Source organism: Candidatus Phytoplasma phoenicium (genome assembly GCF_001189415.1).
GTDB lineage: Bacteria > Bacillota_I > Bacilli_A > Acholeplasmatales > Acholeplasmataceae > Phytoplasma > Phytoplasma phoenicium.
On sequence record NZ_JPSQ01000015.1, the window covers coordinates 1 to 2,924 of the forward strand.

General features: G+C 25.5%; 2 protein-coding genes. Both read left to right on the forward strand.

What is annotated here, in order from left to right:
- Positions 1-335 precede the first annotated feature (335 nt).
- Positions 336-2,195, forward strand: a complete 1,860-nt coding sequence (mnmG, locus tag AlmWB_RS00560; RefSeq protein WP_050337091.1) for a tRNA uridine-5-carboxymethylaminomethyl(34) synthesis enzyme MnmG — start codon at positions 336-338, stop codon at positions 2,193-2,195.
- A gap of 229 nt (positions 2,196-2,424) precedes the next feature.
- On the forward strand, positions 2,425-2,924 hold a 500-nt coding region (locus AlmWB_RS00565), incomplete at its 3' end, for a 2-hydroxycarboxylate transporter family protein (protein ID WP_192833063.1).

Below are 2,924 nucleotides of genomic sequence, written 5' to 3' on the forward strand. Positions count from 1 at the left end.
TTATTTTTTATTTTAATTTCTTTTTGTTTTTACTTTATTTTTGTTTCACAAAAACTCCTATTTTTGTCAGCTTTATTTTTATTTTTCATTGTTTTTTCATTTTTTTTTGTTTTTAGAGTAAAGTGTCTTTTGAAGTATAAAGAAAAACGCTTAAACGAAGCGAGAAAAGAAGTGAAATGCTTTTTAGGTGCGAAAAAATACGAAAAACTTGTAGAACAACAAAGATTATATCAACCTCTTGATGAAATAACGAAATAGAAGCAAATTTTTTTATTACATAAATGAAAATTTGTATTTAGATTTAAAAAGAGAATAGGAGTTGGCAGTATAATAAAATGATTTATGAAGGTATTGTTGTTGGGGGAGGTCATTCAGGGGTTGAAGCGGCTTGGTCTTTAGCAAAAAAACATAAAACTTTATTGGTGACAGGTAATTTAAAACAAATCGCAACTCTTTCTTGTAATCCTTCCATTGGAGGACCTGCTAAGGGAGTAGTTGTTAGAGAAATAGATGCTTTAGGTGGTTTAATGGGTAAAGCAGCTGATTTAGCTCAAATACAAATGAAAATGCTGAATACTTCTAAAGGACCTGCTGTACGTAGTTTAAGAGCGCAAATAGATAAAATTAAATATCCTCAAATTATTTTGAAGATGTTACAACAATTACCTAATTTAACTTTATTAGAATCTTTAGTCAGTCACTTAATTATAGAACATGGACAAATACGAGGTATTCAATTGTATGATAATACTATTATCTATGGTAAAACAGTTGTTTTAACCACTGGTACTTATCTTTCAAGTCAAATTTTAATTGGTCAAAAAAGATATAATTTAGCTCCTAATAACGCTCCTACAACATATAATATCAGTAAGCAATTAAAAGATTATGGTTTTCAAATTATTCGTTTAAAAACAGGGACGCCGCCGAGAATTAAAAAAGATACTATTGATTATAGTAAGACTAAAATTCAATTGGGAGATGCTTTTTTACAAACTTTTAGTTCTCCTCCTATCATAGATCAATTAGGAGTACAAGAACCTTGTTTTTTATTACATACTAATCTTATGACTCACCAAATTATTAAAAAACACTTAAATAAATCTGCCATGTATGGAGGATATATCGAAGGTACAGGTCCACGTTATTGTCCTTCTATTGAAGATAAAGTTGTACGTTTTTGTGATAAGGAAACACATCAGCTTTTTATCGAACCAGAAAGTTTAGAATTGAATGAAATGTATTTACAAGGTCTTTCAACTAGTATGCCTGAAGAAATACAACACCAAATTTTAAAAACTATTCCTGCTTTAGAAAAAGCACAAATAACCAAATATGCTTATGCTATTGAATATGATGCTTTCAATCCAAATCAATTAGATTATAATTTAGAAACTAAAAAAATTAAAAATTTATTTTTTGCTGGTCAAATTAATGGGACTAGTGGTTATGAAGAAGCAGCTTGTCAAGGTTTAATGGCAGGAATTAATGCTAGTTTGAAAATACAGCAACGAGATAGTTTAGTTTTAAGTCGTAAAGATGCTTATATTGGTGTTTTAATTGATGATTTAATCAACAAAGGAACACAAGAACCTTATCGTTTATTAACTTCAAGAGCGGAATTTCGTTTGTTATTAAGGCATGATAATGCAGATTTAAGGTTAACTCATTATGGATTTCAAGTCGGGTTAATAGATCAAGGATTGTATCAAAAAGTAGAACAAAAACGATTTCAAATAGAAATGTTAAAAGAAAAATTACGTAAAAAAATTATTTTCTCTAAAAAACCAATTGATTTAGAATATTTTAATTTAAATAATGTATTTATCAAAGAAAATACTAATTTATATCAATTATTAAAAAGAACAGAATTAGATGTCAATATGCTAAAGTTTTTTTATGGCGAAGAGTATGAAAAAGCTGTTTTGGAACAAGTCGAAATTCAAGTTAAATATGAAAATTATATTGTTAAAGCAGAGCAAGAAATTCAAAAATTATTATATTTAGAATATAAAGAAATTCCAATTAATATTAATTATTTTCATATTCATAATATATCTATGGAAGCTAAAGAAAAATTAAATTTAATAAAACCTCGTAATTTAGGACAAGCTTCTAGAATTTTAGGTGTTAATCCCGTGGATATTGCTATTTTAAGTGTTTATTTAAGGAAAAACAAAAATATTCGTCATTAAATATAGAAATTATAATCAAATTTTTTAAAATATGTTTATTATATAATATGGATAAATAATAAATAAGAATTTGAAAATAAAAAAATCAAATATTTATCAATTTTGAAAATAATTATTAATTTATTATTCATTTAATTTGTAATAATATGTTAACAATATACTAATATTTTAGTAACATACATTATTAAATAGACAATAGTAGGTTATAAAATAAAATATAGAGGATTATATGAAAGATATAACTAAAGATTTGAAAAAAAATGCAAAAATAAAAATTTTAGGTTTTAGTTTGCCTATTTTCGGTTTAATTAGTTTTATTCTTATGTTGCAATTATATTTTGATTACAAGCCAGATTGTCCACCTAAAATTTCTACGGTAAAAGGTTTTCCTACTTGGCACACTTTAATAACACCTTTATTGATGACTATGTTAATATCGGATTTATTAGTTTTTATAGGAAAAAAAACACCTATTTTAAAAGATATTGGTGGCGGTTCCATTTTATGTATTTTATTGCCTTCTTTTTTATTAACTTATAAATTTAGTGAAAATCCGGCAATTAAAAATTTACAAGATATTGTTTCCAACAATATGAAATCCTTTAATAGTGGTAAGGGAATTGGTTTTCCTAATTTTGTGGTTTCCGCAATTATAGTTGGCAGTTTTGTTAATATGGATTTAAAATTATTAAAAAAATCATTTAAAAAATTTTTTCCTTTAGTTTTAAT